General features: G+C 38.8%; 27 protein-coding genes. 10 read left to right on the forward strand and 17 right to left on the reverse strand.

Annotated elements, in window-relative coordinates; translation table 11 throughout:
* Positions 1–9: 9 nt before the first annotated feature.
* From EHQ49_RS02705 to EHQ49_RS02735, 7 genes are all read right to left on the reverse strand, one after another.
* Positions 10–1,341: an adenylate/guanylate cyclase domain-containing protein gene (locus tag EHQ49_RS02705; RefSeq protein WP_135576105.1), complete on the reverse strand. Its 1,332-nt coding sequence runs from the start codon at positions 1,339–1,341 to the stop codon at positions 10–12.
* 165 nt (positions 1,342–1,506) lie between these two features.
* Positions 1,507–1,812: an STAS domain-containing protein gene (locus EHQ49_RS02710; protein WP_002972217.1), complete on the reverse strand. Its 306-nt coding sequence runs from the start codon at positions 1,810–1,812 to the stop codon at positions 1,507–1,509.
* 48 nt (positions 1,813–1,860) lie between these two features.
* Positions 1,861–3,072, reverse strand: coding sequence for a Crp/Fnr family transcriptional regulator (locus EHQ49_RS02715; RefSeq protein ID WP_135576107.1), 1,212 nt, complete (start codon positions 3,070–3,072; stop codon positions 1,861–1,863).
* 78 nt (positions 3,073–3,150) lie between these two features.
* Positions 3,151–3,681: a tetratricopeptide repeat protein gene (locus tag EHQ49_RS02720; protein ID WP_208732152.1), complete on the reverse strand. Its 531-nt coding sequence runs from the start codon at positions 3,679–3,681 to the stop codon at positions 3,151–3,153.
* A 5-nt stretch (positions 3,682–3,686) separates the two neighbouring features.
* Positions 3,687–4,781: a vWA domain-containing protein gene (locus EHQ49_RS02725; RefSeq protein WP_135576109.1), complete on the reverse strand. Its 1,095-nt coding sequence runs from the start codon at positions 4,779–4,781 to the stop codon at positions 3,687–3,689.
* A 44-nt stretch (positions 4,782–4,825) separates the two neighbouring features.
* Entirely contained in the window at positions 4,826–5,449 is a 624-nt protein-coding gene (locus EHQ49_RS02730) for an NUDIX hydrolase (RefSeq protein WP_425269822.1), read from the reverse strand.
* Positions 5,446–6,666: a ribonuclease D gene (locus tag EHQ49_RS02735; protein ID WP_135576113.1), complete on the reverse strand. Its 1,221-nt coding sequence runs from the start codon at positions 6,664–6,666 to the stop codon at positions 5,446–5,448. Before EHQ49_RS02735 ends, EHQ49_RS02730 begins: the two co-directional genes overlap by 4 nt.
* 41 nt (positions 6,667–6,707) lie before the next feature.
* Between EHQ49_RS02735 and purF the strand changes: the two genes are divergently transcribed.
* From purF to EHQ49_RS02755, 4 genes are read left to right on the forward strand one after another with little or no spacing between them, the layout of a single operon-like run.
* Positions 6,708–8,135, forward strand: a complete 1,428-nt coding sequence (gene purF, locus EHQ49_RS02740; RefSeq protein WP_035983037.1) for an amidophosphoribosyltransferase — start codon at positions 6,708–6,710, stop codon at positions 8,133–8,135.
* Positions 8,135–8,509, forward strand: coding sequence for a 6-carboxytetrahydropterin synthase QueD (gene queD / locus EHQ49_RS02745; protein ID WP_012387208.1), 375 nt, complete (start codon positions 8,135–8,137; stop codon positions 8,507–8,509). Before purF ends, queD begins: the two co-directional genes overlap by 1 nt.
* Positions 8,510–9,256 (forward strand): 7-cyano-7-deazaguanine synthase QueC, encoded by a 747-nt coding sequence (gene queC, locus EHQ49_RS02750; RefSeq protein WP_135576115.1) that lies wholly within the window; start codon positions 8,510–8,512, stop codon positions 9,254–9,256. It begins immediately after the preceding gene.
* A 7-nt stretch (positions 9,257–9,263) separates the two neighbouring features.
* Positions 9,264–10,715: an SBBP repeat-containing protein gene (locus tag EHQ49_RS02755; RefSeq protein WP_244241311.1), complete on the forward strand. Its 1,452-nt coding sequence runs from the start codon at positions 9,264–9,266 to the stop codon at positions 10,713–10,715.
* A 39-nt stretch (positions 10,716–10,754) separates the two neighbouring features.
* Here the strand turns inward: EHQ49_RS02755 and EHQ49_RS02760 are convergent, their stop codons facing one another.
* Positions 10,755–12,473, reverse strand: coding sequence for a hypothetical protein (locus EHQ49_RS02760; RefSeq protein ID WP_135576116.1), 1,719 nt, complete (start codon positions 12,471–12,473; stop codon positions 10,755–10,757).
* A gap of 323 nt (positions 12,474–12,796) precedes the next feature.
* On the opposite strand from EHQ49_RS02760, the gene EHQ49_RS02770 reads away from it, so the two are divergent.
* From EHQ49_RS02770 to EHQ49_RS02780, 3 genes are read left to right on the forward strand one after another with little or no spacing between them, the layout of a single operon-like run.
* Positions 12,797–13,087: an NAD(P) transhydrogenase subunit alpha part 2 gene (locus EHQ49_RS02770; protein ID WP_039937055.1), complete on the forward strand. Its 291-nt coding sequence runs from the start codon at positions 12,797–12,799 to the stop codon at positions 13,085–13,087.
* A complete protein-coding gene (locus EHQ49_RS02775) occupies positions 13,087–14,484 on the forward strand; it encodes an NAD(P)(+) transhydrogenase (Re/Si-specific) subunit beta (protein ID WP_135576121.1) in 1,398 nt (465 codons plus the stop codon). The genes EHQ49_RS02770 and EHQ49_RS02775 overlap by 1 nt, the downstream gene beginning before the upstream one ends.
* Positions 14,485–14,495: 11 nt before the next feature.
* Positions 14,496–15,167 carry a response regulator transcription factor gene (locus EHQ49_RS02780; RefSeq protein ID WP_002977218.1) on the forward strand — a complete coding sequence of 224 codons (672 nt, stop codon included), beginning with the start codon at positions 14,496–14,498 and terminating at the stop codon, positions 15,165–15,167.
* A gap of 76 nt (positions 15,168–15,243) precedes the next feature.
* On the opposite strand, the gene EHQ49_RS02785 is transcribed toward EHQ49_RS02780, so the two are convergent.
* The 5 genes from EHQ49_RS02785 to EHQ49_RS02805 are packed head-to-tail and all read right to left on the reverse strand — an operon-like array spanning position 15,244 to position 21,661.
* The gene (locus tag EHQ49_RS02785) at positions 15,244–16,257 is read right to left on the reverse strand and encodes a tetratricopeptide repeat protein (protein ID WP_135576123.1); all 1,014 of its coding nucleotides are present in this window, start codon (positions 16,255–16,257) and stop codon (positions 15,244–15,246) included.
* Positions 16,247–17,857, reverse strand: coding sequence for a cytidylyltransferase domain-containing protein (locus EHQ49_RS02790; RefSeq protein ID WP_135576125.1), 1,611 nt, complete (start codon positions 17,855–17,857; stop codon positions 16,247–16,249). The genes EHQ49_RS02785 and EHQ49_RS02790 overlap by 11 nt, the downstream gene beginning before the upstream one ends.
* Positions 17,832–19,382 (reverse strand): spiro-SPASM protein, encoded by a 1,551-nt coding sequence (locus EHQ49_RS02795; protein WP_135576127.1) that lies wholly within the window; start codon positions 19,380–19,382, stop codon positions 17,832–17,834. Before EHQ49_RS02795 ends, EHQ49_RS02790 begins: the two co-directional genes overlap by 26 nt.
* The gene (locus EHQ49_RS02800; protein WP_135576129.1) at positions 19,382–20,434 is read right to left on the reverse strand and encodes a putative peptidyl-prolyl cis-trans isomerase; all 1,053 of its coding nucleotides are present in this window, start codon (positions 20,432–20,434) and stop codon (positions 19,382–19,384) included. Before EHQ49_RS02800 ends, EHQ49_RS02795 begins: the two co-directional genes overlap by 1 nt.
* A 12-nt stretch (positions 20,435–20,446) precedes the next feature.
* Positions 20,447–21,661 carry an aspartate kinase gene (locus EHQ49_RS02805; protein ID WP_135576131.1) on the reverse strand — a complete coding sequence of 405 codons (1,215 nt, stop codon included), beginning with the start codon at positions 21,659–21,661 and terminating at the stop codon, positions 20,447–20,449.
* A 103-nt stretch (positions 21,662–21,764) separates the two neighbouring features.
* Between EHQ49_RS02805 and EHQ49_RS02810 the strand changes: the two genes are divergently transcribed.
* Positions 21,765–22,700 (forward strand): acyl-CoA desaturase, encoded by a 936-nt coding sequence (locus EHQ49_RS02810; RefSeq protein ID WP_135576133.1) that lies wholly within the window; start codon positions 21,765–21,767, stop codon positions 22,698–22,700.
* 4 nt (positions 22,701–22,704) lie between these two features.
* Here the strand turns inward: EHQ49_RS02810 and EHQ49_RS02815 are convergent, their stop codons facing one another.
* Genes EHQ49_RS02815 through EHQ49_RS02830 form a run of 4 tightly spaced genes read right to left on the reverse strand, consistent with a single transcriptional unit; the run spans position 22,705 to position 25,043 of the window.
* Complete coding sequence (locus EHQ49_RS02815; RefSeq protein ID WP_135576135.1) at positions 22,705–23,214, reverse strand: hypothetical protein; 510 nt, start codon at positions 23,212–23,214, stop codon at positions 22,705–22,707.
* 2 nt (positions 23,215–23,216) lie between these two features.
* Entirely contained in the window at positions 23,217–23,528 is a 312-nt protein-coding gene (locus EHQ49_RS02820; protein WP_135576137.1) for an LIC13255 family lipoprotein, read from the reverse strand.
* The gene (locus EHQ49_RS02825) at positions 23,525–24,055 is read right to left on the reverse strand and encodes an LEA type 2 family protein (RefSeq protein WP_135576139.1); all 531 of its coding nucleotides are present in this window, start codon (positions 24,053–24,055) and stop codon (positions 23,525–23,527) included. The genes EHQ49_RS02820 and EHQ49_RS02825 overlap by 4 nt, the downstream gene beginning before the upstream one ends.
* Positions 24,045–25,043, reverse strand: coding sequence for a zinc-binding dehydrogenase (locus tag EHQ49_RS02830; RefSeq protein ID WP_135576141.1), 999 nt, complete (start codon positions 25,041–25,043; stop codon positions 24,045–24,047). Before EHQ49_RS02830 ends, EHQ49_RS02825 begins: the two co-directional genes overlap by 11 nt.
* Positions 25,044–25,095: 52 nt before the next feature.
* Between EHQ49_RS02830 and EHQ49_RS02835 the strand changes: the two genes are divergently transcribed.
* Together EHQ49_RS02835 and EHQ49_RS02840 are read left to right on the forward strand one after the other, a co-directional pair.
* Positions 25,096–25,890 (forward strand): MlaD family protein, encoded by a 795-nt coding sequence (locus EHQ49_RS02835; protein ID WP_135576143.1) that lies wholly within the window; start codon positions 25,096–25,098, stop codon positions 25,888–25,890.
* Positions 25,890–26,969, forward strand: a complete 1,080-nt coding sequence (locus EHQ49_RS02840; RefSeq protein ID WP_135576145.1) for a glycosyltransferase — start codon at positions 25,890–25,892, stop codon at positions 26,967–26,969. The genes EHQ49_RS02835 and EHQ49_RS02840 overlap by 1 nt, the downstream gene beginning before the upstream one ends.

Raw genomic sequence — 26,969 nt, forward strand, 5'->3', positions numbered from 1 at the left:
TAGGTGAGTTTAACCAAGAGATTTGTACCTATTCACAAACTCTTGGTTTGGAATTTGAGGATGACCTTCCCTTTGTAATTCGGGAAGGAGTCCTTCTACAAAATACATTTTAATATTCCCTTTGTGTTTTGCAGGAATTTCTCCTCTATATTCACATTGAAAAAAATCTTTAATGAGTTCATAAGTGGATGAGGAGATATTGATTTTTCCTGTCATTCCTGAAGATTCACACCGACTAGCAGTATTTACAGTATCACTCCAAACATCATAAGCAAATTTTTTATCTCCAATCACTCCTGCAATCAGTTCCCCTGAATGAATTCCTAGCCGGAGTTGCCAATAGGGTAATCCTTGAGTTTCTTTGATTTCCTTCATTTGGTTCATAAAAGCCTGGATTTCGAGGGCTGCTAAAACACTGTCGATAGCATGTGTAGAATTTGTTTTGGGAATCCCACCAACAAACATATAACTATCACCAATGGTTTTTAGTTTTTCGAGTTTGTGGCGTTCTATTAAACTATCAAAATAAGAAAAACAACGATCGAGTTCTCCTACAAGTTCTGAAGGTGAAAGTGTCTCTGCTATTTTTGTAAAACCTTCAAAGTCAGTAAAACAAACTGTAGCGGATGAATAATGTTTTGGTTTACTCACCCCATTTTGTTTTAGTTCCCTTGCAACTTCTAATGGTAATACATTTAGTAATAGACTTTCAGACTTTTGGTGTTCTGCGATGAGTTTGTCTTCGGCCCTATTGACTGCTTTTACGAATTGATTGATTAAAAGAATAAAAAAGATCACCAGTAATATCAGAGGTGGCATTAAATAATCAGCAGGTACAACCCATTTTGGTGGACCATAAAGACCTTCACTGCCCATAACCCGGTAATAGTATTGGGAACATATAAATAAAAACCCAGCCACACTTACAAAGAACCAGCGTAGTTTAATATTTTTCCTGGGAATCATCAAAAAAGGCATAACGGAAAAAAGTAAAAATCCAAGCGGAGCTGGATCATCGGCTTGGAATACGGTAAGTGAGGCTATGTGAAAATTGCTAGAAGCGAGTGAAAATACGGCGCTCATCACATAACTTCCTTTATATAAAAGGTAACGAGAATAAGCCAACGGTATTACTAAAACAAAATAAGAGATAAAAGAAGTTAAGTGGGTTTCGGGTGGTTCTGTAAAATAAATGACAGGTATGAGCAAAGAAGGAATGAATAACATGATCGTTTGGAAAGTGGCATTCACTCGCAGAGCACGAGCACTTTCATCACTTAAGCCCTTAGTGAGATGGACAAGTTGTAACCGGTTTAGGATTTTTTGAATGCGTTTGGACATAACGGGAAATTAAAAATTGATACAAATGAAAATCAATTCAAATTGTTTTGATTGTGGTGTAGTTTTATGGGAATTAACAAGTAACCCAATGATAACCAACTCTAGAGTAAGAGTAGGTTTTCAGATTGGGTTTCAATGATTTAAAAAATGAAAAATTAGGTTGGTTTAAAGGCCGAAAAACTGATCCAACATCAACTTCTTCAAAGTTTCTTTTAGTTTTTCTTGGATGTTGACAATCTTCACTGTCATTTTCTTTTCATCCGCTTTGTTTTTGAAAGAAAGAAGGCGAGAAATTCCAAGGGAACTCACAATGACCACTTTTTCCAAATCCAAATAGATTTCTTGAACGTTCTTTTCTAAAATTTCTGCCAAAATTTCGCGGAGTTCTGGCGCATTTCCGTCCAGAATTTGATCCATAAAGCGAACGCGGATCGTGTTTCCTTTTTCTTCGACTAGTATCTTATCACTCATATTTCGTTGGCCTCTAACGTAAGTCAGGAGGGGAAAGTTGGCAAGAAGTTATTTCAGCTTCTTGAGCTTATTCTCCATGTTAGCCTTTTTATGATAGAATTGGACGAGTTTTTCTAGCTCAGCCATGTCCGAACAAACAATTTTTCCAAGGTCCATACGAATAAATTTATTGTTCTTCATGATATCAGAAATGATGAGTTCGTCTTTTGGATCGGTGAGGCCGACCATCTTAAGAAGATCTTTGGTTCCAATTTCAAAATTGTAAGCTTGTTTGGGAGCCACTTTGATTCTGTTTTTTTCTGCCAAAGTCATAAGAGTATCAACGATACGGCCTTGTGGGTCTTTTAGGAGTAAGTTTGCTAACTGTTTGTAAGCAATCCAAATCCTTTCAGACAAAAGCGTAATCAGCCTAGTTGCCAATTGAGGTTGGGCTTTCACCATCCCCTCGAAGTTGGCTTTGTTAATGGCGAGAAGTTCCACATCACCCGCTGCCACTGCCGAGGCAGAACGAGGTTTGTTGTCAAGGATGGCCATCTCGCCGAAGATATCTCCCGCTTGGAGAACGGCGAGCATCACTTCGTTTTGGTTTACAATTTTGGAAATTTTTACCTTTCCACTTTGTAGAATGAATAATTCCTTACCTGGTTCGTGTTCACAAAAGATCATCTCACTATCTTTATAGTTTCGATTGAATTTATTGTAATCGATCGGAGCTGATTGGAATGGTTGGTTTATGGTTTGTAAACGCAATTTAGCCTGAGGGACAAACTGTCCATTGGGCAGATGTTTTAGATAACTTTGATAAGCAAAGGTAGCATGCGATGTATTTTGTTGTTGGAAGTAGTATTCACCAATTTTAAAGAGTTCGTTTGGATCTTCTTCAACAGCATTTCTAAAGGACAACCTTGTGATTGTTGTATCAAATTGGCGTAACTTCATAGAGAAGAAACGAATGATATTCATCGCAACGGCAGTAGACTTTTGAATTAAGGTTCCAAACTGGTCATAACTGACGGAAATTAAGGAAACGTTGGTGAGGGAGGTCGCTGATTCAATCTGTGGATGTTGGCTCATGGCGGCAACAACACCAAAAAAGTCACCAGGTCCTAAAACTTGATTGGGATCTTCTCCGACTACAGCAGTCTCACGAGTGACACGTACTTTACCCTCACGGATGATATAGAAATTGTTCGCATCCTTTTTCCCCTCTACAATGATGTAGGAGTTCGCTGGGAAAGTAACCATTTGAAAAAACGACATTCTTAAATCTCTGAACCCTTTTTGCTCAACGTGCCTAGTTTATTATCGGAGATCCCTAGGGCAATATTTTCGTAAAAATTACTTATTTTTACTCTCTCCTAAAATTTCCATCTGAGTCAGTTCTAATTCCGCTTCTTGTGCAATTTTACTAGAATACGTATTTTTGATAATGTCCTGAAAAATCTGATGGGCTTTGTCTTCCCGGCCCATTCGGACATAGGCTTTGCCTGAAATTAAGTAGGATTCGAGACCTTCTTCTGTATTAGGATATTCTTTATATATTTTGAGTTCATTTTCGGCCAGAGCCAAAATATCTCCCGTCATTCGGTAGTTGGAACTCAAGGTCTTTCTCACTTCCCGTGTTTTAGAATGGCCTGGATAGAGGATTAAAAAACTTTTACAAGATTCTACTGATTGCCAGTGGTTTCTGTCTTCTAAAAATTCTTTCGCCTTTTGGTAGAGGAGATCTCCCTGTTTGTTTCGTTCACTGACAAAAACTTGGCTTACGGAACGATCGGCGACAAGGGGTAGAATTCCCATAGAGATAAGGAATCCGAGGACGAAAAGGATCCGTTTCCATAATTGCCAAACTGTAGAATTCTGTCTCATTACTATCAGTTTCGGTCGGAACCGAGATTCTCGTGAACGGGTTTTTCTTCGGAGAGAGCAAGAATTTTGGGAATTCCTGTCAGATCCCATAATTCTGCGGAAGCTTTCATTCGTTTTCCTTTGGGGAGTGGAAAAACAAATCTCCCTTTCCCTTCCGGGCCCAACTTCAGTTCAATTTGGTGTTTGGTAAGATCCCCCATCCTCCGTTCCCTGAGAGGAGGAATGGGGAAACTGCGTAACTTTTCCTCTGCTGGATAAAGATACAATTGGATCATATAGGAAGTATTGGTTTTTCCCGAGTATTCATAGTTTAGAATGTAGCCTGATTCCGAACCATCTTCATAAGGAAGGATATTTAGAATTCTGATTTGGTTTTGTGTGGGGAGGTTTGTATCTTGTGTTTGTAAAGGTTTTGATTCTGAATTGGAGAGAATCACAGATTCTGGTTCTTGTGCCAAAAAGATTCGTTTGAAAGAAGAATCATAGTCTTCTGGACGTTTCAAAGGAAAATAATTTCCATCCCCAAGGATCGAAAGTCGTTTGAGATCTTCTTCTCCTTTAGGATCAATATCAATTCCAAGAACTTGTAATCTAAATTTTTTTCCCGATTGTTTCAATTGATAAAGAACAGCTTTCGGATCGCCATCGCAACTTTCCACTCCATCGGAGATAAAAATAATTTCTGTTTCTTGGATTTCATTTAATAGATACTCACCCACAACATTCAAAGTTTGTGCGATGGGTGTGGATCCTGCAGGAACAATGGAGGATATTTTTTGACTCACAACTGAGGCGCCACCTCGTTGGATCGGATGATACAATCGGGCAGAGGAACAACCAGCGATTCGGTTTCCGTAAGCCACAAGACCCACACTTACATCCTTTGGTAAACCACCAAGTAATTGTAAAAGTTTTTCTTTGGCCACGACCATCCGTGTTTTGCCATCCCATTTTTCTGACATGGAACCACTGGCATCAAGTATAAACACATATCTTTTGTTAGGTTGTGATTGAGTGGAAAGGGGGAAATAGGAAAGTAAAAACAAACTACAACATAGGATTCCGCAGAATTTGGGAAATCGCCGACCTAGGATTTTCATTTTTTCCCACACCTGTACACCATCGGCGGAAATCGAATTTGACCTTAGAGGGATTTGGGATCTAAAAAGGGAGGTTTGGTTAGGTTTGGTTTCACAAGAAGAGGAGTTCGATCAAAAGGAGAATAGGCTCTTAGGAAACGTAAGATCATCTCACAAGTGGCACCCCAAAGAAGGCCATCACCAAGATCAAAGTAATAGGCAAAATGATCGCGGCCAGGGATTTGAATGGCGTAAAAAGGTTTTGTCCAAAGATCAGAAAAGGGCAGAAGGATGACCCGATCCACTTCATCTGTGTTATGTTGGAAGGTAAAATCACCTTCATAAATGGCTAAAAACGGAGTAATATGGAAACCAGTTCTGGTATGAAGCCCCTCTAGTTTTCCTAAAACATTGAGGCTGGAACGATGGACCCCCATTTCTTCTTCCCATTCCCGAAGGGCAGTGACAAGAAGATTGGGATCTTCTTCTTCTTTGACACCACCAGGAAAGGAGATTTGGCCCGGGTGGGATTTAAGATGTTTGGAACGTTCGGTAAGGATGATTCCTTCCGCAAATTCTTTGGAACCAAAGAGCGGAAAAATTACCCCTGACTTAATTTCCTTAGTATCTGGAATTTCTTCAAAGTCCCTTGAAAGTTTTTTTACAAAGGACTGGTAGGATAACATCAACCCTCGTCTTTTGAGTTTTGATTTTGTTTTCTCTTTCGTTTGGCAACAAATGCTTCTTTGGATCTTATTGCCACCAAACGGTTGATCATTGAATCAAAAGATAACCCTTGAATGGCTGCAAGTAAACTAGGGCCATAGTTTTGTACTTTCCAATCAGAAAATACGTGTAGAGCTTTTAATTCTTCCAAATCTTTTGGTGCTGCTCGTAAAATGCTAATCAGCTGTTTGTTTGAAGGAAGAAGTGAATGTTCCATTCGTCTAGCGCGCATAATACGGAGTCGCCATTTTTTAGCGTTTTCGAATTTATGATTTTCGTCTTCATTTAAGTCTTCGCCATGACGTTTAGAAAGTTCTGATGTGTCGATAGGATCACTGTATTCGGCTGTTAAAAGTTTGAAGATTTCGGTTCCGTCTTTTTTCCCAAACCATTCCACACATTTTTCTTCGTTCGGATGACCTTTGACTGCTTGTGACAATCTATCATTATTAAAAACGCGAAAACTTGCTTTGTTGATTCGTTTTGCTTTTTCGTCACGGTAACGAAGCAGTTCTAAAATCTTTCTTCTTTCTAGTGGAGTGAAATTGAGAATGTCAGGAAATTTTCCAAGAGAAAATCCTTCGCCTTCTTTGGCCACATACTCTTCGGATGCAATGAATTCAAATTCAGATTTTGCCTCATCGTAGAGAGTTCTACGTTTGAGTTCTTCTTCCATTTTCAACCAAATAGATTCTAAATAAGCAGTGTCTAGTGCTGCATATTTAAGTTGTTGTTTTTGGAGAGGACGAATTTCCCAGTTAGACTTCTGTTCTACTTTAGAAAGTGTAACTTTATGGTAATGTTCGACAACATGTGATAACGAACTTTGTTCTAATGATAACAAACGAGAACTGATCATTGTATCTGCCGTGTTCACAAATTTAAACCCAAAGTCTCTTTTTAAGGCCTTGATGTCGTCTTGTGCCGAGTGGAAGATTTTGAGAATGTTCTCATCTTCGAACAAAGGACCCAAAGCTGACAAATTTGTGATTTTTAAAGGGTCAATCAGGTAATTTTTGCCATTGGAATTGATCTGAATGAGACAAACTTTGGGATAGTACGTGTAATAACCGGAGGACTCGGTGTCGATGGACATGATTTTGGACTGTCTGAGATTGATCAGAGCCAAATCCAAAGCTTTTGCCGTATCAACGAGAATATAGTTGGAATTGATTTGCATCTAATTGGGATTTTGGAAATACTGCAATTGTCATTCTAACAATGATTCTCCAATCTGACAAACCAAAAGAAGAATGTGCCATATTCGGCATCTACAATAGCAAGGAAGCTGCTAATTTTACCTACCTAGGTTTGTACTCGATGCAACACCGAGGTCAGGAGTCCAGTGGGATCGTCACAACGGATGGTTCCCACTTATACCGGTATGCCAACATGGGCCTTGTGGCAAATATCTTCACTCAACCGAAGATCAAAGAGCTCATTGGGGATGCGGCCATTGGCCACAACCGGTATTCCACAACGGGAGCGAGTTTTCTCCGGAACGCTCAACCCATCCGAGTGGAATCCCACTTAGGTCCTGTGGCTCTCGCCCACAATGGAAACCTGGTGAACTCCTGGGATATTAGAAATCGCCTCGAAAGAGACGGATCTATTTTCCAAACCACCATCGATTCGGAAGTCATTGTCCACCTTATGGCAAAAAGCCATAAAACAGATCTTCTTGAAGCACTCTGTGAATCCCTAGCGCAAGTTCGGGGTGCCTACTCTCTGTTAGTTTTAACTCCTAGATACCTAATTGCTGTTCGGGATCCCAATGGTTTCCGACCACTCGTGATGGGGAAACGTTCGGATGGAGCCATTGTGTTCGCATCTGAAACCTGTGCTTTTGACATCACAGAAACGGAATACGTAAGAGATGTGGAACCGGGAGAGATGGTTGTTATCGATCATACCGGTATGCGTTCTCTCTATCCGTTTCCAAAAGCAAAACCAAGCCTTTGTATTTTTGAATACATTTACTTTGCAAGACCTGATTCTTATATTTTTGAAGAATCAGTTTATAAAGTGAGAAAATCTCTCGGTCGCCAACTGGCACGTGTTATGCCCGTAGAGGCTGATGTAATCATTCCAGTTCCAGATTCTGCAAACATTGCGGCCTTGGGTTATAGTGAAGAGTCAGGGATTCCTTACCAAAGTGGTCTTGTTCGTTCTCATTATATTGGTCGTACCTTCATTGAACCGGATCAAAAAATTCGGGACTTTGGAGCCAAAATCAAATACAATGTGGTGAAAGAAGTGGTAAACGGGAAACGAGTGGTCATCATTGATGACTCGGTCATGCGAGGAACTACAAGCCGCAAAATCATCAAAATGATTCGTAATGCTGGTGCTAAAGAAATTCATTTCCGAGTTTCCGCACCACCAACGGTATCTCCATGTTACTATGGAATTGATATTCCTACTCATAAAGAGCTCATTGCATCCACACATAGTATTGATGAAATTCAAAAGTATCTTCGCGTGGATTCCCTTGCTTATTTAACATTGGATACAATGCACAAAGCAGTGGAAGGGCACAAGGGTGGTGGGTTTTGTGATGCTTGTTTTACATCCAATTACCCAGTGGAATTCCAAGACCATGCAGGAAACCAAAAGTCTCTATTTACGGAATACGCAACGGAAGAGTAATGGAAGAGATTGAACTTTCCAAAACCTTTGGTTTTGAAGCCGCACATTTTTTACCAAATGTTCCCGAAGGCCATAAATGTAAAAGAATGCACGGCCACAGTTTTCGTTTTGCAGTGTATCTCAAAGGAGAAATTGATCCACATACTGGTTGGATCATGGACTTCGGCGAATTAAAATCCATCGTAAAACCAATCTTAGACGAACATTTGGATCATTATGTTTTGAATGATGTTCCAGGACTTGAAAACCCAACGAGCGAAAACATTGCCGTTTGGCTTTGGAACCAACTAAAACCCAAATTACCTTTACTGGATAAAATCACTTTGTACGAAACTTGCACTAGTTCTTGTGTGTACAGAGGGCCAAAAAAATAAATGGTTTCCGTTAAGGATTCCTCTCCTAAATCCAAATCTGAAAAAAAAGGTGCCGTTGTACTTCTGTCAGGTGGGCTTGATTCTACCACATGTTTGTATTTAGCAGCAAAAGATTATGGATATCCCAAATCGAAACACCTTCCACTACTTGCCCTTTCTTTTGATTATTCTCAAAAACATAAAATAGAACTGATCAAAAGTAAAAAAATCGCGAAACTTCTCGGAATCAAACATGTGATCCAAAAATTGGATCCTGGATTTTTTTTAGGAAGTTCTCTCACCGAAAAAAAAATCAAAGTGAGAAAGAACGCAAAATCTTTGTTTAGTGGGATCGAAGAAGAAATTCCTAACACCTATGTTCCTGGAAGGAATATTCTATTTTTATCTTTTGCATTGTCACTCGCCGAAGGCCATGGATATGATTCTATTTATATTGGAGTCAATGCACTTGATTATTCTGGGTATCCAGATTGCCGGCCGGAGTTTATCGAATCCTTTCAAAAGATGGCAGATCTCGGAACCAAAAAAGGTGTGAGTGAGGCGGATGATTCCATCCAAATCAAAACTCCACTTTTACGTCTCGGAAAAAAAGAAATCATCGAACTAGGAATTCAAGTTGGAGCTCCACTCCACCTAACGCATTCTTGTTACGATCCCATCAAAGGAAAACCTTGCGGAAAATGCGATTCTTGTACTTTAAGAAACAAGGGATTTGCTGAATTAGGAATGACAGATCCTTCTCTTTGAAGGAAATATGTATATAGTCAATTTATTTCCAAAGTTGATTGAGTCTTATATGCGATTGCGAAATTTACTATTGATAGTGATTCTAATTGTCTGGCAATGTAAGGCTTTGCCATTTAATAATCCTTCCGATGTTCACTCAGATGCCTTTTGGGAAAAAGAACTTTTACGTTGTTTTTTGGGAGTAATTGATTGCCTTGAGACTCCTCAGGACAATCAAGGTGTCAAAGAATGGACTAGATTACTTGGCCAGACCGGTGGAGTCCAAACCTATTCACAATCTACTGCCACCGAAAGAACCGGATATCTTTATACTGTAGGTACTACTTCAGGAGCGTTACTCGGACAAACAAAAGTATCTTCTTCTACTGATATTTTTATAGCAAAATATGATCAGGAGGGAAACGCCATTTGGCTCAAACAGATGGGAAGTACAGGTGTGGCATCTACGTATGTAGAACTCGCTCATATTGATATGTTTGGTAATCTTTATGTAGTTGGTACTTCTGGAGGTCCTTTTAATGAACTTACGTCCACTGGTGCTGGAAGTTTACTAGTCAAACTGAATCCTTCTGGTGTGGTTTTGTGGACAAGAATTTTGCCGACACCAAGTGAAACCTTAGGATCTGGTGTCACCACAGATGGAGAAGGTAATGTTTACATCACCGGGAATACCGAAGAACAACTGATCAACGGGGAAGTGGCAGCAGGCGGAAGAAATACATATCTACTCAAATATAATCGTAATGGGGATTATATTTGGACAAGACTTCTAGACAACGGTGGTCCTAGTTCTTATGGATATCAAGTTCAGTATGATTCGTATTCCCGAAGTATTTTGTTAGTTGGACAGGTTGCAGGAACAGGAACTTTTTTAGGAAACGGAATACCTGGTGGTCTTATGGATTCCTATTTAATTTCTTTTAACACAAACGGTGCTAGCCAATGGGTTCGGTTTTTGGGAATGCCTGGAGGTACTACCTCTACAAATATTAGGGCATTGTCTGTAGATAAAAAAGGATCAATATATGTTACGGGAGATACTGATACCAATTTAGATGGTCAGACAAAAAGTGGAGCCACCGTACAAGTGTTAAGTAAATACAATATTGTAGGTGATAAACTTTGGACTCGCCTTTTGGGCGGCGGCGGTGCCTCGGTAACTAATGGGAATCAGGTATTTGCGGACAACACCTTTCATATTTATACGACGGGAAATACTACGGGTAATTTAAATGGAGTCACTCGCATTGGGACCCAAGATGCCTACCTAACCAAATACGATAGCGACGGAAATTTAATATGGACTCGACCTTCGGGAAGTAGTGGCTCCACTCTCTACGGAAGAGGAATCTCTTCCGATAAATATGGAACTCTATTTGTTTCTGGATCAACTAACGGAAGTTTTGATGGTCGAACGATACAAGGAACTTATGATGCCTTTCTTATGAAATTTAAGTAAAAGGTGGATGGGTAAGAAATTAGCGAGTGACAAAACATTTTACCGCCTCCACTTTCCGGGACTGGAGAAATTTTTAGTTCGTGCAGGTTTAAAATGAAATTTCGAACTATTCATCTTAGGTGTGTTGAAACGTGCATTGTTGAATTTGAACCGCCCCGGTTTGATATCCATTTTCCCTTTTGGGATATAGGTTCTTTCTTTTAAGAGGGAAAATAAACCACCAAGGTCAATTTCGGCACCAGCACTTCCGCCGCCACCTCCTCCTCCGGCAAGTTCTTCCCCTTCTTCATCTTCCTCATCATCATCATCGTCGTCGTCGTCGTCATCATCTCCGTTATTAGATTTTTTCTTTCCCTCATTCATTGCGACATCTAAGTTGAGAGGTTTTGGTTCTATATATTTGGATTGAAATCTAACTTGTGGGTAAAAATCCAATATACTTGTCTCTGCTAACTTAGGTAAGGTTTCTGGATTTGTTTCGTTCGGCAAACTTCTCGATAGAATATAAATTTGGCTTTGAGATTTGAAACAAGAGAAAACAAAGTATTCCTTTTTAAACTGATCTTTTCCTGGTTCTGGTTTTGCCACTTCCAAAGTAAAGGTATATGTACCGTCACGATAATCTGATGAATAGATTTCATTGAGAATTCCAGACTGAGGATATTTTTTCTTTATTTTATCTACGAGATTGGTAGTGATAAAGTTTTTTAGAGTTTTTTCAATACCATCTGTAATGATGTCTGAATTTATTTTTTCGTTCACGTTGATGGCTTGAATTTTAAAAAGCCCATGGATCGGATCGAAAAAACTGACATTCTTTTTTCCATCACGAAGTACTGCATAACGTTTATCCACAGGGATTTGTGTTTTGAATAATTCGGAATCTGAAGAATATGTGTTCCCCAATACATCACCATACACTGGATACAATCGTTTGACCGGCATAGATTGGTCATTTTTGTTTTCTAGTGTAGCCAAAAATTTATCTTTAGTGCGATCAAAAAATCGGTTGTCCTGATTGTAGTTTTCTACTTCATTAAAAATGTTAAAAGTTGGTAATAGAAGCCAACTGATGAGTCTTCGATATCCAAATTTATAGGTGGTGAAGGTTGGTTTTAGTTCACGTGGTTTTCTTTTCTGCACTGTGAAATAATGATTTTCATAATTCACTGCGGGAATGATTCCGAGTGAAACTAAAAATAGAATCACATTGTAATTATCTTTTTCTCGTTTTGAATAATACAAGTGATAGTATGTATCACAGTTTTCAACATCGCTAAACATGAGTGAGATATCTTCCGAGGTATAAAAAAATGTATCTGCATCCGTAATTTCTGCATATTTCACTAGAGTTTTTTTATCTTGAGGTGTCGCAGTTATGTTTTTAATTTGTTTGAACCTTTCGAATGATCTCTCTGTACGAAATGATTCTAGATCTTTTTTATGGGGCCAAGATTCAGGGATTCCATAAATTTGTTTAATATGTCTCGTGTTTGTATTTTTGAGTTTTAAGTTTGTACGAATGTTTTCTATGAATTGAGGATCGATGGCACCTGAATTTTCAGGAGAGATTTCATTCGCAGAATTTGCTTCTTTGAACTTCATAATTGAAACAAAACAAGAAGTCCCTGCCTCTCCCAGAACATTTGGTCCTTCAGAAAGAGGCAGTTCGTTACCTGGATTTGGCGAAACACGTGTGTGATACCAACTAATTTGGCAATTGCAAAGAAAGAAAAACAAAACGAGATAGGATTTCATGATTCACCCATTCCGAACTTTGATTAGATTTTGGGTTTTGTCAAAGAGAAAACTAAAACTAACAAGGCGTTGGTGTATCGTAAAACGAATCACGTTATTGAACGACGGGTTGATTTTAGCCAAGCCCTTATGGAAATTTGGATTTGGTAAAATGGAAATGGGAACAAAACCATTTGTGGAAGATTTTCCATCCCATGAAGAAAGAGAATGGGAACGAAGGCCCGAAAATGCGGGAAAACCACCCATAGAGGGTGAGTGGGTGGGGAAACTGTGTAAAATTTTGTTTCCAAAATGGCCAATTTTTCCATAACTACTACTAGTATATGGAAATATTTGTTACAGCCGTCACGATTTTCGTCCTCGCGATCTTCGTGGGATTTGAAATCATCACAAAAATCCCTCCCATCCTCCACACCCCGCTTATGTCGGGTTCCAACGCCATTTCCGGCATTACCTTAATTGGTGCTCTTTATGCTGCCGGAATCCAAGAAAGTAACATTACCAAAATTTTGGGTCTTCTCTCGGTAATTTTTGCTACGATCAACGTAGTAGGTGGGTTTCTCGTAACTCACAGAATGCTTGGAATGTTTAAGAAAAAGGATACGCCGAAATAATGGAACTACTTAGCATTCTTAACCTAACATATCTCGTTGCTTCCATCCTTTTTATTGTGGGAATCAAACAGCTGGCTCATCCAAAAACAGCAACCAGAGGAAACTTACTCGGTGCCTTGGGTATGCTCATTGCCGTTGTTGCAACTCTCTTCGACCAAGCCATCTTAACTTATGATTGGATCCTTGTTGGAGTTCTTATTGGATCTCTTATCGGTATCATCTTAGCGATCAAAATCCAAATGACTGCCATGCCACAACTTGTAGCTGTCTTAAATGGATTTGGTGGAATTGCTTCTGTTTTTGTTGCAGGTGCTGCATTACAACTTTCCATTCCTAAGTATGCAACCGCAGTTAATTACCAAGAGATTGTTTCCATAGTTTTCTCTGCCATTGTTGGTGGTATCACCTTCTCTGGAAGTTTTATCGCCTTCGGTAAGTTACAAGGTTTTATTACAGAAAAAGCAGTTCGTTATCCTGGAGATCAACTGGTAAAAATCTTAATCGGTCTTACTGCAATTGGTCTTGGTGTTTATGGATGTTTAGAACCAACGGATGAATCTATTTATTGGATTTTAAGTGGAGTGAGTTTACTGCTTGGTATATTCCTTGTGATTCCAATTGGTGGAGCTGACATGCCGGTTGTTATCTCCCTTCTTAACTCCTATTCGGGAATTGCTGCTTCAGCTACCGGATTTGTTCTTAATAATAATGTTCTTATCATTTCTGGATCCCTTGTGGGTGCTTCTGGAATCATTCTAACACAAATCATGTGTAAAGCGATGAATCGTAGTTTGACGAACGTTCTCTTCGGAGGATTCGGGGCTGTCGCTACAGAAATGAAAGATGATGGCGATTTTTACTCAGGTAAAGTCAAATCAACGAGTGCGGAAGAAGTTGCTATGCTTTTAGATGTAGCAAGAAGTGTAGTGATTGTCCCTGGTTATGGTATGGCTGTAGCACAAGCGCAACATACTGTTCGGGATTTATACCAACTTTTAACTGCTCGTGGTATCGATGTAACATTTGCAATTCATCCAGTTGCAGGTCGTATGCCTGGTCATATGAACGTATTACTTGCTGAAGCAGATATTCCTTATGATCGATTGAAAGAGATGGACGAGATCAATAGTACTTTCGAAAATGTTGATGTTGTGATAGTCAATGGTGCGAATGATGTGACTAACCCACTTGCAAAAACAGATCCAAAATCACCGATTGCCGGTATGCCGATTTTGGATGTTGGAAATGCAAAAACGGTAGTTGTGATCAAACGTTCCTTGAGTCCTGGATTTGCAGGAGTGCCTAACCCACTCTTCATTGCTGACAACTGTTTGATGTTGTTTGGTGATGGTAAAAAAGCAACTCAAGAGATGATCGCAGCTTTAAAAGAATCTTAGAGCCGGAAAATATGAAGAAACAAGTCTATATCGTTGATGACCACCCTCTTGTAGTAGATGCACTACAAAACTTAATAGCTAAATCAGAAGATTTAGAGTGCATCGGGAGTGCGGATAACATTGAAAAATCATTTAATGATATAGAAAAACTGCAACCTAGTTTGGTCTTAATTGATATCCAACTCAAACAGAACCAAAATGGTTTGCAGTTACTCAAACGCCTAAGAACAACTTTTCCTAACATCGCCGTCATCATTATTAGTATGTTGACGGATGATACATTTGTAGATCGCGCCTTTAAATTAGGTGCTATGGGATATGTTTTTAAAGAAGACACAACCACACAAATTGTAGAAGCCATTCATACAGTATTAAAAGGCGATTATTTTGTAAGTTCCTCGCAAGCCACACGACTGCTTGGACATTTATATAGAGCCTCTCAAAAAGACGAAAAAGACCCTATCGACAGATTGTCTAATCGTGAATTGGAAGTGTTTCTGATGATCGGCGAAGGTATGCCGGTGAAGGAAATTGCAGCCAATATGGGCCTTGCACCTTCTACGATTGAAACCTTAAGATCTCGAATCAAATCTAAACTCAGCATTACGGAAAACGAAAAACTAATTCGTGTGGCTGTAGAATGGAAATACACTCAAGCCAAAACCGACATCGTCGTTTCTTAATTTATCTAAATTAGTATTAAGAATTAGGATTTATCATTTAGATTCTAATTCTTAACTTTTTAGTATTTTAAACAAACTAATAACGCAGTTTGAAGTAGTGATAAAGTAAATCTTTTCCCTCTCGGGAAGAGAGTAACATCCTGTATGCCTCAGCTATTTTGGATTCGTTTTGTGATTGTTTTTGGATGAAGTGAAAGAAGTCGTTAGCTCTCTCATCATATCCTAAATTTAAAAGTAAATTCAGATAAAAACTTTGATCATATTCATCAGCAAATGGTGAGTATGCGATGGGACGTAAAAGAGTTTCCGCATCTCTCCACTTTCGGATTTCAAAATAACATCTTGCGAATACTTTTTTTTCTCTCCATCCAAGGAGTTTCGGATTTTTTAAATAGGTAAGGGATTTTTTAGGATCTTTTTCGTTAGAATAAATTACACGACCCATTAAGTGAGATGCCTGGATGTGTTTTGGATCTTGTTCTAAAATGGTTGTGAGTTCCACTTTAGCTTTTTCCGTTTCATTCAGTTCTAAATAAGTTTTTGCTAAAATGAATTTTGCTTCGTTATAGTTTGCTTTGTATTCCAATGATTTGTTTAAAGATAAAATCGCATTGTTATAGTCTTTTAATATATAGTAAGCAAGTCCTAAATTATAATGATAAAAAGGATTGTATGGAGAGATTTGATTGGTTTCAGTCCAAGTATCTTTTGCTTCGGACCAACTATCTTCTTGCGCATAAATCATTCCAAGTAGGAAACTTGCTGCTTCATGGTTGGGTTCTTTTTTTAGAGCTTTGTTTAGACTTTCTTTTGCTTCTTGCCATTCCATTCTAGAATACAATAAACTTCCGTTTAAATAATCATACTCAGGATATGATTTGTAAACGTCTGATTGGATTTTTTTCCATTCAGTATCAGCTAAAAGAAACCTTCCATAACGAAGAGCATTGATGATATTACGACTAACTTTTTCGAGTTCAATCTTTGCATTGATTTCGACAGTCTCTTTATCTTCTGTTTCAGAAACAATAGGATTTATTGATACAAAAAGAAGAAGTCCTAATATTAGAATTTGAATTTTAGCTTTCATAAATTGATTCTAACCATTTCAATATTTTTAAGTGAGCATCGCGAACTAATTTTATTTTTGAATGAGGAAAAACATCTGGAAAGTTTTGATTCGTAGATAATGAAGAAAGTGGTCCTAAATAGGGAATTCCTAATTCTAGTTCTGCAAATTTACCTAAGGATTCGTGTACGGGTGTAATTCCTACCAAACAAACCTTTTTCCCCTTTGCCATAGACTCCATCATAGTCTGTCCAAAATAAGTGAGTACAAATTCCGAAGATTGAATTTCTTTTAAAAATTGGATATAAGAGACTCGAGGTAGATATTTTATATTTCCATCTATCGGTGGAGTCCCTCCAATCCTAGTCACAAAATCTATATTAGGTTGTTCTTCCGAATTGGTTTGATTTAAAAATTGTGTTAAATACCTATCAATTTGTTTTGATTCTTCCTGGTTTAAATGGCCTGCGTAAACAAGGAGGTGTCCCTTCATTGTGATTTCTGTCCAATCCAATTCAGAGAGAGGAGAACTAAAATAGGAAACGGATTCTAAGTTTGTTTTGGGTGCTACTGGATTTGGTAAAAAGAAACTAGCATTGGGTTCTGTTGGTGGGTGGTGGATATTATCGATATAAAACTGATTTGGCAAAGTATATTCATTCTCTCGAACATCTAAAATATGCGGTAGGTTTTTAGAATTCGGATCAGCTTTCGTAGAAAGTTCTACATTGTATCCTTTGATTTCTAAATATAAGGAGAGGGATTTACATCGTTCCCAGTGGCCTGATCCAAACTGCGAAGGTTCGCCATATACAATCCTTACTTTTTTTGATTCTTTTTGTACTTTCGGAAGTTGAAAAACCACTTGTTCTACAGAAGAATTGATGGAGAAAATTTCCGGATTATCTTTTGCGAGTTGGATCACTTCCTTGGCTCCAAAAAAAGGATCTTTAGATCCTAGTTTTTGCCATAGTTTGCAAACAAGTTCATAGTCTTTTGGTTCATCTACTGTGATACGTAGGGAGCTGTATTTATCATTCGTTAGCTGGTCTAAATGAGGTGGCTGTAGCCTATATTGATCATGGATTTCTGGGTGTTCTTTGATATGAAGAGATACATGTTCCGTGTGTCGTTCGGGGGCTGGGCCTTCGGTTTCATAAAATAGAGATTCTGCTGAAAAACATTCTACACCCATCCCGAGGGGAAGGCCTACAATGGAAAGGCTGTAATGGGTATTGGAGATAGTGGTCAGGGCTTCATACAAATATCGAATTGATTCTAAATCCACAAAGGGGTTATCACCCGTTAAACGAAATATATGTTTTGCGTTAAAATGTAGGCTGGCCTTACGGAAGCGATCTCTCACATCCAGCTCCGAACCAACAAAGGATTGGTAGTTTCTTGTATTTAGAAAATCGATCAGGTTTTTATCATTTTCAGGAATTAAAAATACAATTTGGTCTTTGGGAAAAATGGTAGAAAGTCTGTTGTGGATATGGTCTAGGACAGAAGTATTCGAATTTTCTGGTATGGATTTTAGAATTTTATTGGGAAGTCGTGTGGATCCTAGTCTTGCCTGAATGAAGGCAAAACAATCAAGCGTTGAAAGTATACCACTCATCACAATTCAAACAAGGAGCGGGGATTTTTTGGTGTTCACCATTAAAACTATACTTAAAAAAATCCAACCCTTTTCGCCAAACATCATTGAATGGTTCGGAATATAAATTCCCAATCATTTCTGTTTGATTCTGTTTACAAATGGATACTGAACCATCCACTGAGACAGACAAATCACGAACCAAATGCCAACAATAATCTCTGTGAATGGGAGTGAGATCACTCACCCTTCGTTCAGGAAGTTTTTTTGCAAAGGTATTGTATTTTTGTAAGATGATGTTGATTCCTTTTTTTTCAAAGAAAGTGAAATATGGATCTATTTCCTCTTCCACTTCTTTCATTTTGATCATTTGAACATGAAGCGATCGGCTTGGAAGAATTTCGGAAAGTTGATTAATACTATTTAAAACTTTTTCCAGTTCGGGTTTACCATATAAGGATTGATAAACTTCCTGTTTTAGAGTCGTCACATTGACAATGATACAAAGTTTTTCTTTTTCAGAAGGATTGAGACTACCAATCAGAGAAAGTAACGATTCCGTATTTGTATACAGCGCAGTTTCAATGATAAGTTCTGTAAGAAATTCTAGTTTTAAAATTTCGATGATTACAGACTGAAATTCAGGATGGAGGAGTGGTTCTCCATTTCCGGAAAGGCTGATGGTAATTGGGGAAGTGAGCTCTGTGTTGAGTTTCGAAATTGTTTTTTTTACATTCTCTACAGAAACAAAACTTCCATCGTTGTTAGTATCAACAAACTCTCGTGGACAAAACGTACATTTAAGTTCACAACCTTTATAGATTTCCCACTCCAAATAGGATGGAGCACTACGAAAGAGTTCTGGATTTTCTTTTAACTTTGGAAGTATGTTTTCGTATAATAATACTTCTCCAAAAGACAATAGACCTCGGACGAGGGTTAAAGACCGAACTGATGCCAATCGAAAGTCTAGTCGCAGTTGGCGAAGGTCTGGAGCTTGGTAAAAGATATCTACATCATATTGGTTAATATTCTTTAGAAAAAATGAATGGATGTCGGTTGCCAAAGTATCTGGCAAGGAAGTCAAAAACTCACGAGTGATGATTGTAGGTGTAAGACCAGGTGGTAAATTTTCTGAATAAGAATATTGGCTAAAAAAATTCCTGTGGCGATTCCATGACTTTTCTGTTAGGTGGGTGTCGAGTAGTGGAGAAATCCCTGTAAAATAAAGAAAACAAACTTCATCCCAATCAGGATCTTTAAACCTAGACTCGGGTAATTGTTGACCTAGTTTGAGTAAGAACTCATATTCTTTGGAAACAGCTTCATGGAGATGGAGTTTGCCTTTCAAAGAACTGGAATTTATTTTTTCAGAAAGTGTGGGATCTGTATTGATATGGATTTGGATCCCAGGGAATACCTGAGACAATCTACTGAGAAACTCTTCCCACAACTCGACTTTAAAGTTTTGATTTAAAAATAGAATCGATTGGGAGTCCAAATAAACTACCGCAAAACTTGGATTATAGTCCTTTCGGTTCATCATCAGTCTAAATTGTATTTTTCTTCCGGGTTACTGATATTGTGTTCTTTGATATAGATGGCATCAAAGATAGAGATTGCAGTATTTTTACGAGTATTGGCAACCCACTCTTCAAAAGAAGTTTGTTCCTTTTCTCGGAATAAAAATCCCTGGATTCCCTTTCTGACGGCATCCAGTGGAGTGGGTCTCATTCCTTCAATATAAACCAAACAATATCTTTTACGATCATCACGGAAAACCTCAGAGATTTTGCCAGGACCACCTACTTGTGATAATACGGAAGCTGTAGTTGGTTGCGATTTGAATAATTCAAATGTGGGAACCCAGTTAACCAAACCTCCATTCAAACGATACCTTGATTCATTTCTTGGACCAGAAGCCACTAGTTTAAAGAAAGAAGGATCTTTTAAAGATTTGTTTCTGATTTCTGTTAGTTCGTTAAAAACGCGAGTTTCTTCATCGATAGAAGTATTGGATGGTGATAAAACGATTTCTCGAAATTTAAACTCTGACCCTACCTTCGCCTTGTTTTTGTTATACCAAGAGAGAATTTCTTGTTCGGAAGGCAACGGTGGACTTACTTTGATTTGAAGGAGTTGTCCTTTTTTAATTTGGTACGGTAAATCTTCCAACCAAACATCATAAGGTAAATTGAATTGGTTTTGAACGGCCTTTTTAAACTGTTCGAGATCGCTGATTCCTTGTGCTTCCATCCTTTTTTGGATTTCTGCTTCAATTCGCTTTTCATTCACTTGAATGGATTCTTCATCAGCGGCATTATCCACCACGGCCCTATCGATTAAAAAATCGATGACTTGTGCATGTAGGGATCCTTTTTTTCGATAGTTCGGGAAAAATCGAGAGAGGTTTTTATAACGTTCGACACCCTCTTCATAATCCAAGGTGGAAATGGACTTTGGTCCAACGATAGCAAGAACCGCATTTAAGGATTCATAAGAGCTTAAACTCTGATTAGGGGAAAAGAGAAGGCTAAAGACAAGAACCGTTGCAAAAAACAAAACGAAAACTCGAGACATTCGTGATCCTTTTTGCATACGGTCGTAAACTTACCCGATGAACGTGGTGTGTAAAGCCTTTACTGCATCTTCCGCTTGGTTTTGTTTGATGACGCAGGAAATTTTGATTTCGGAAGTGGAAATCATTTCAATATTGATGTTTTTTTCCGCAAGTGATTGGAACATTTTTGCTGCCACACCTACATGGGATTTCATTCCAACACCTACTGCAGAAACGATAGAGATGTTCTCATCAATTTCTGCCTTTCCATTTCCATGGTCTTTAGCATAAGCATCAATGATTGGCCTTGTTGCTGAAATGTCTTTTTTGGCAATTGTGAATGAAATGGTATTGATTCCGTCTCTTGGAGAAGATTGAACGATGACATCCACAATCACATCTTTGTTTGCTAATTGGGTGAATAACTCTGCCGCAATTCCTGGTTTGTCTTTTACGTCAGCAATCGTTACTCGAGCTTGGTCACCTTTGGCGGTAACTCCACTTACTTTCATTTTTTCCATAATTTTGTCCTCACTCATCACTAAAGTTCCCGGTTTATCGTGGAAACTGGATCGTACGTGGATGACCACGTTATAGTTCATACCTAATTCCACACTTCGAGAGTGAAGGACTCCAGCACCAAGGCTTGCAAGTTCCAACATTTCTTCGTATGTAATTTGTTTGTGCATTTTTGCAGTTGGGATCTTTCGTGGGTCGGCAGTATAAACTCCATCCACGTCAGTATAAATTTCGCATTCATCGGCACCAAGAGCAGCAGCAAGTGCTACAGCAGAAGTATCACTTCCACCACGACCAAGGGTGACAATGTTTTCGTCTTTATCGATTCCTTGGAACCCAGCAACAATAACCACCTTTCCCTTGTTAAATGCTTCATCGATACGAGAACGATCGATCATCTCGATCTTTCCGTTGGAAAAGTTTCCATCGGTTAGGATTTTTAATTGAGAGCCGGTAAAAGACTGAGCAGGCACTCCGAGTTCGTTCAGCGCAATGGCAAGAAGAGCAATCGACACTTGTTCGCCCGTGGAGAGCAACATGTCCATTTCACGTTTCGGAGGATTTTTAGAAATCTGGTCAGCCAAGTCGACGAGTTCGTCTGTAGTATGTCCCATTGCAGAAACTACAACAGCTACTTTTTGGCCTTCGTCGTGGTAACGTTTGATACGTCTGGCCACATTTTGGATTTTAGTGGTGTCACCAACGGAGGTTCCACCGTATTTTTGGACAACGATTTTCGATGACATGGGTATATGGACAGGGTGCTACAAGCAAATCGGGAATCAAGTAGAATGAATTTTTTTGCAACCAAACGACCATAGAGGACTCCAACTCGGTAGGTTAATCTAAATGAATTCTTCTCCTGCAACCGTTGAGCCCCTTGTTAAAGAACAAGCTCCTTTCCTTTTCCTTGTTTTGTTCTTTTTGGTGCAAGCCACTGTCCTAACCGTTTTTACTGTTCCGTTTTCCTGGTCCCTCGTTTGGGTCGCTGTCGCTTCCTACTTCCTTCGGATGTTTGGAATCACCGCTGCCTACCATCGTTATTTTTCCCACGCCTCCTTTAAAACCTCTCGTCTGTTTCAATTTGTTTTAGCTTGGATCGGTGCGATGGCCATGCAAAAAGGTCCACTTTGGTGGGCGGCTCATCACAGAAACCACCACAAGTATTCCGATACAGAAAAGGACATCCATTCTCCTACTCGTAAAGGGTTTTGGTATTCCCATATGTTTTGGTTTCTTCGAGATGATTATAATGATTACGAAGCCAAACTCATTCCTGATTTTTATAAATATCCAGAATTACGTTTTCTGGATCGTTTCCACTGGATCGCACCTTTAAGTTATGCGGTCTTACTTTATCTTATTGGTGGTTGGGCTTGGCTTGTATATGGTTATGCAGTATCTACTTTCTTTTTAGGTCATGCTACTTGGACCATCAACTCTCTTTCTCATGTTTATGGTTCGGTTCGTTACGATTCAAGGGATACAAGTAAAAACAATCTTTGGCTCGCACTTCTCACCATGGGAGAGGGTTGGCACAATAACCATCACTACTACTGTTCTTCAGTGAATCAAGGTTTCTATTGGTATGAAGTTGATATTTCTTATTATATATTAAAGACACTTAGTTTATTTGGAATTGTTTGGGATTTAAAAAAACCACCCAAAAAAGTTTTAGAAGAAGGTCTTCTTCGTGATCGGGAACAAAAAGAAAGGAAACTCTCCTTACAAGAATCCAAACAAAAATCAAAGTTAAAAAATAAAGTAGGGGTATTATCTACTTAAAAGTTTAAACACCCAATCGTTTACGAATGTCTGCCGGGATACTTTGGATAGAATCATATTTTTTTTTCTTTCCACCCGGTAGTGACACATAATAAAAGCCGTTGATCATTTCTAAAAAATAATCCTCTCCTTTTTCTCCCAAAGATCTGTTATCCAATTCCTTTACCATTTTTTGGTATTTGGAGGGAAGCAGATTCCAATTCATATAATTGGTAACCACACCTTGGTCATTCACTGTATAAGCACCGTCTTGGTGTAGAATTTTTGTTCCATTGTAATCAAAAACTTCCATCACCTTTAGGTTGTTATCTTTGGATTGTTTTGAATCTTTTTTAGGTTTCCCTGAATTTTGGTTGGATGAATCTTCTGGTCCAGAACCTTGTTTTGATTTTACATTTGTTGGAGTTTCTTTTTTTCTGAGTTTCCCAAAAAGTAGAAGGAAAATGCCAGCAAACGCGAGTGATGCGAATAGGAAAATTTCAGCGGTGGACAAATCAAATAAGTAACGCCACATAACTATCGAAAACTCGTTCCAATTGCCTTACAAGAATCAGGGAGATAACCTTCTGTATTCCATGTAACACAATTGGTAAGTTCAATGGCACGAATACATAGTTTTAAATCATCAATTTTGACTCGACCAAGGAATAGGGCACCTGGAAGTTTTTCACGACCACAGGCCGAATTTTTAAGAGTATAGGCTTCAAAAATTTTTTGATTCCCTTCTCGTGAGGAATAAAACAAATCATCTCTATTTTGAATGCAATGAAAAGGTAAACTGGTGCAGAGAATAGGAAACAACCACACCCTTTGAAAAAATAATTTCATTTTTTAAGTTTGATCCGAGACACTTCCCTGACAGGGATAGGAAGTTTTCCGAAAGCACTATCCACCTGAACGGTTCCATAAATTTCAAATTCTGCATCTTCTCCACGTCTTGCGACTTCCGAAAGTTGTTTTGCCAGAAGGAGGAGTTTGGGAAGGATGGATTGTTTTTGATCAGGGATTAACTTTAGAACCACGAACGACTCTGAATTTGGGCCTACTTCAAGAGGGGTTTCGTTTTGGAGTTTTCCGATATATTCTTTTCCCTTCGGAGTGATGAGTTCTATCTCCAAATCAAATTGGTAAATGCTAACCTTGGTATCATTTGGGTTGGATACAGAAACTTGCGGATACAAATCCACCAAAGGGATCAAAGGAAAATTTGGATTTGGTTTTAGATCTACACGAACATCCACCAAATCAAACTTACAAGCCTTGAGACTTTCTAAATTCTTTTTTGTTTCACTAAGACAATGAGTGAGAACAATTGAAAATAGAACTATGAATAGAAATAAATATCTACGGACCAAATACTACCTTCCCTTCGGTCATATGTTGTTTATAAAATTCCAAACCTTCTTGATACTCTTCGAATTTGAACCGTTTGTTGATTTTTGTTTGGAAAACTGTTTTTAGAAATTTCTGTGCTTCTTTGGCTTGTTTTTGAAACTCCTCTAATCCAATTTCATAAATCCATGAAGACAACCAAAATCCTTCCACTTTTTTGTTTTGGAATAAAATGATTCCGGAATTTACTGAAAATGGTTTTTCCGATAGAGCACCATAACAAACAAGTTTTGATCCATAAGGCATACATTCTACAAGAGATTGTGCTGTTTCTCCTGCCACTGCATCAATGGCGTAAGTTGCATTTAGTTTCTTAGAAATTTTGAATAAATCTTTTTGGTAATTCGGTGAAGTGGAGTTTAAAATATTTTCTGCTCCAATTTCAGTAAGGTTGTCTTCTTGTTCTTTCTTTCGTACAATATTGATTAATGGAATTCCACGTTCTTTACAAAGTCGTACTACCATTTTACCCAATGCACTGGCTGCTGCCGTTTGGATCATAGCAGGGTGTCCTTCTTTTGTACAACGAGAAACCATCGCCCAAGCAGTCATTGGGTTTACAAAAAAACTAGATCCTTCATCCAGACTCACTCCATCTACTAACGGTAAACAGTTGTCTTCGGTAGTAATCATATATTCTGCCCAGGATCCATCATTTTGAGGAGCTACACAGGAGACATTCATTCCTACTTTCAGAGTTTTGATGGCACTACCAACAGCATCAACAACCCCACTAGCTTCGAATCCGGCTGCTACCGGTGCTTTTTTCTTAAAACCATAGAGTCCACGAATGAACATTAGGTCAGAAGGATTGATTGGTGAAAGGTGGATTTTGATCCGCACTTCGTTGTCTTTCGGTGTGGGAATTTCTTTTTCACGGAGTTCCAACTGGGGTTCGGATTCGTCGTATTTTAGGATGGTGACTGCTTTCATCTCGTCCCATTCAGTCATTTAAAATCTGCTTGCCAACTCTTTCTTTCGGAGGAAGAATTTTAAGTCTGCCGTGAAATCAAAAAAGTTATCGAAGGAAGCCCTAACAGGGATCGTTTTTTTTTCTATTTTGGTCTTCGCTTTTTTCACAACCGTCATTGAACCGGATCGCCCGGCCAAAAAATATCCTTACAGGTTATCGCTTTTTTACTCTCGCATCGATGGAATCAAAGAAGGAACCGAGGTTCGGATTTTAGGGATTCCGAAAGGTTACGTGGCCCATATTGATTCGAGGCCACTCATTGATGTACCTGACCGGCGATTTCTCGACCATAACATGGATCATGCGATTGAGCTTCATATTGCTTTGGAAGATCCTTTAACTCTCTGGGATAATTACGAAGTAGACTTTCAAACGGTGACTTTGTTTTCGGGAAGGATCATTAATATCAATCCGGGAAGTTCGGATGGGAAACGTCCTTTTTTCAAACCGACATTTCGGGAAGGGGAAAAAACTCCTGACTATTTACCCTCGGCTCGGTATTTTGATGATTTTTTCAAAGCAACTTCCGTGACAATGGAAGAAAATCGTTCCGACCTCAGGCAAATCACATTGGATTTTCGTTCTATATCCGATAAATTAAATCGTACAGAAGGTACAATTCCCAAATTAATAGGAAGTACGGAAATGTATGATGAACTTCTTGCGACTGTAAAGGACGCAGAAACCATTGGAAAAGAAGGAAGGCGTTATATGGAAAGTTCTAGGAATTTAGAGAACACCATGCCAATTCCATTTTTGATTACAGCATCGTATTACGGACGTACAACGCCAATTACGGGAAGAAGGATTGGACCACAAGATTAATGAAAGTTGCAATTATACATGATTGGCTCACCGGTATGCGCGGTGGAGAGATAGTACTCGATAGTTTATTAAAAGCTTTTCCAGAAGCGGATTTATTTACTCTTTTTTATTCCAAAGGAAAACTAAACGATAGGATTGAAGGACGTAAAATCACAACTGCCTTTACAAACAATCTTCCCTTTAAAGAAAAGTACTACCGTTACTACTTACCAGTATTTCCTACGGCCATTGAGTCTTTGGATCTCAAAGGTTATGATGTAGTGATTAGTTCTTCGCACTGTGTTGCCAAAGGAGTCATCCCTCATCCAGACACTTTCCATTTGAGTTATGTTCATAGCCCGATGCGATATGTTTGGGATATGTATTATGATTATTTTCCCGGTAGAAAGGGATTTAAATTTTTCCTTTTACAATCCATTGCTAATTATCTACGTACTTGGGATGCAGCTTCTGCCAACCGAGTGGACTATTTTACATGTAACTCGCATTTTGTGGGTCGTAGGATTCAAAAATACTATCGCCGAGATTATAAAATTGTTTATCCACCGTGTTTGCCTCAAGACTTCCGAGTGAATGATGTTTCTAAAGATGATTATTATCTGATGGTTTCGGCCTTTGCTCCCTATAAAAAAATTGATCTTGCCATTGAAGCTTTCCGCGAAAACGGAAAACCACTCATCCTTGTGGGTGGAGGTCAGGAAGAAGGGAAACTCGTGAAAAACCTTCCCAAAAACATCCTTTGGAAAAAGGGCCTCCCTCGTACGGAAGTGGTCGAACTCTACAAAAAGGCCCGTGGGTTTATTTTTCCCGGAATGGAAGACTTTGGAATCACTCCCGTTGAGTCCCAGGCCTATGCCACTCCCGTCATCGCATACGGGAAGGGAGGTGCCCTGGAGTCGGTTAAAGAGGACAGAACCGGTGTATTTTTTAAGGAACAGACCGTAAAATCCTTAAATGAGGCCATCCAAAGGGCAGAAAAGATCCATTTCAAACGAGGGGATTTCCAAAATTCCATCAATCGATTTACAGAAGAAAAATTCGTAAGCGAAATTCGAAAGGTAGTCGATAGACATAAGTAG

The organism is Leptospira perdikensis (assembly GCF_004769575.1).
GTDB lineage: Bacteria > Spirochaetota > Leptospiria > Leptospirales > Leptospiraceae > Leptospira_A > Leptospira_A perdikensis.

Bases quoted from the DNA above. Each gene is read 5' to 3' on its own strand.
- EHQ49_RS02705 (WP_135576105.1), bottom strand. From the start codon at position 1,341: ATGTCCAAACGCATTCAAAAAATCCTAAACCGGTTACAACTTGTCCAT.
- queD (WP_012387208.1), top strand. From the start codon at position 8,135: ATGGAAGAGATTGAACTTTCCAAAACCTTTGGTTTTGAAGCCGCACAT.
- EHQ49_RS02815 (WP_135576135.1), bottom strand. From the start codon at position 23,214: ATGTGGCGTTACTTATTTGATTTGTCCACCGCTGAAATTTTCCTATTC.
- EHQ49_RS02720 (WP_208732152.1), bottom strand. From the start codon at position 3,681: ATGAGACAGAATTCTACAGTTTGGCAATTATGGAAACGGATCCTTTTC.
- EHQ49_RS02755 (WP_244241311.1), top strand. From the start codon at position 9,264: ATGTATATAGTCAATTTATTTCCAAAGTTGATTGAGTCTTATATGCGA.
- purF (WP_035983037.1), top strand. From the start codon at position 6,708: ATGATTCTCCAATCTGACAAACCAAAAGAAGAATGTGCCATATTCGGC.
- EHQ49_RS02830 (WP_135576141.1), bottom strand. From the start codon at position 25,043: ATGACTGAATGGGACGAGATGAAAGCAGTCACCATCCTAAAATACGAC.
- EHQ49_RS02735 (WP_135576113.1), bottom strand. From the start codon at position 6,666: ATGCAAATCAATTCCAACTATATTCTCGTTGATACGGCAAAAGCTTTG.
- EHQ49_RS02710 (WP_002972217.1), bottom strand. From the start codon at position 1,812: ATGAGTGATAAGATACTAGTCGAAGAAAAAGGAAACACGATCCGCGTT.
- EHQ49_RS02790 (WP_135576125.1), bottom strand. From the start codon at position 17,857: ATGAGTGGTATACTTTCAACGCTTGATTGTTTTGCCTTCATTCAGGCA.
- EHQ49_RS02840 (WP_135576145.1), top strand. From the start codon at position 25,890: ATGAAAGTTGCAATTATACATGATTGGCTCACCGGTATGCGCGGTGGA.
- EHQ49_RS02775 (WP_135576121.1), top strand. From the start codon at position 13,087: ATGGAACTACTTAGCATTCTTAACCTAACATATCTCGTTGCTTCCATC.
- EHQ49_RS02795 (WP_135576127.1), bottom strand. From the start codon at position 19,382: ATGATGAACCGAAAGGACTATAATCCAAGTTTTGCGGTAGTTTATTTG.
- EHQ49_RS02810 (WP_135576133.1), top strand. From the start codon at position 21,765: ATGAATTCTTCTCCTGCAACCGTTGAGCCCCTTGTTAAAGAACAAGCT.
- EHQ49_RS02820 (WP_135576137.1), bottom strand. From the start codon at position 23,528: ATGAAATTATTTTTTCAAAGGGTGTGGTTGTTTCCTATTCTCTGCACC.
- EHQ49_RS02800 (WP_135576129.1), bottom strand. From the start codon at position 20,434: ATGCAAAAAGGATCACGAATGTCTCGAGTTTTCGTTTTGTTTTTTGCA.
- queC (WP_135576115.1), top strand. From the start codon at position 8,510: ATGGTTTCCGTTAAGGATTCCTCTCCTAAATCCAAATCTGAAAAAAAA.
- EHQ49_RS02780 (WP_002977218.1), top strand. From the start codon at position 14,496: ATGAAGAAACAAGTCTATATCGTTGATGACCACCCTCTTGTAGTAGAT.
- EHQ49_RS02715 (WP_135576107.1), bottom strand. From the start codon at position 3,072: ATGTCGTTTTTTCAAATGGTTACTTTCCCAGCGAACTCCTACATCATT.
- EHQ49_RS02805 (WP_135576131.1), bottom strand. From the start codon at position 21,661: ATGTCATCGAAAATCGTTGTCCAAAAATACGGTGGAACCTCCGTTGGT.
- EHQ49_RS02785 (WP_135576123.1), bottom strand. From the start codon at position 16,257: ATGAAAGCTAAAATTCAAATTCTAATATTAGGACTTCTTCTTTTTGTA.
- EHQ49_RS02760 (WP_135576116.1), bottom strand. From the start codon at position 12,473: ATGAAATCCTATCTCGTTTTGTTTTTCTTTCTTTGCAATTGCCAAATT.
- EHQ49_RS02725 (WP_135576109.1), bottom strand. From the start codon at position 4,781: ATGAAAATCCTAGGTCGGCGATTTCCCAAATTCTGCGGAATCCTATGT.
- EHQ49_RS02770 (WP_039937055.1), top strand. From the start codon at position 12,797: ATGGAAATATTTGTTACAGCCGTCACGATTTTCGTCCTCGCGATCTTC.